Consider the following 402-nt stretch of genomic DNA (forward strand, 5'->3'; position numbering starts at 1 on the left):
ACCAGGCTGAGCCACGCCCCGTTATGATTGATGCGATTGCATCGTGGTGCCGAAGGTGGGACTTGAACCCACCCGGGGGTTGATCCCCAGCGGTTTTTGAGACCGCCGCGTCTGCCATTCCGCCACTTCGGCATGACGAAGCAGATTATAACAGCCATCGCCTTGTTCGTCAAGGCGATGGAGATGCGCAGGTACCACGTCGTTGCCCCAGCCTGCACACCGCGCGCTCGTCACAGTGGTATAATTGGCCTAGCACACGTATTACGCCTGTAGACACGATGTTCATGCTCGACCGTCTGGCAGACAATTTAACCATCCGCGGCACTAGCGATGCATACACCATCCTCAACCTGATCGGGCGAGGCGGGATGGGGGCAGTCTACCGTGTGCGCCGGGCCAGTG

At 59.2% G+C, this 402-nt stretch carries 1 tRNA gene; it reads right to left on the bottom strand.

Going from position 1 to position 402, the window contains the following annotated elements:
• Positions 1-44: 44 nt before the first annotated feature.
• Positions 45-132, bottom strand: a tRNA-Leu gene (locus N2041_RS14320).
• Positions 133-402: the final 270 nt, after the last annotated feature.

It is taken from the genome of Tepidiforma sp., from assembly GCF_026419595.1.
GTDB lineage: Bacteria > Chloroflexota > Dehalococcoidia > Tepidiformales > Tepidiformaceae > Tepidiforma.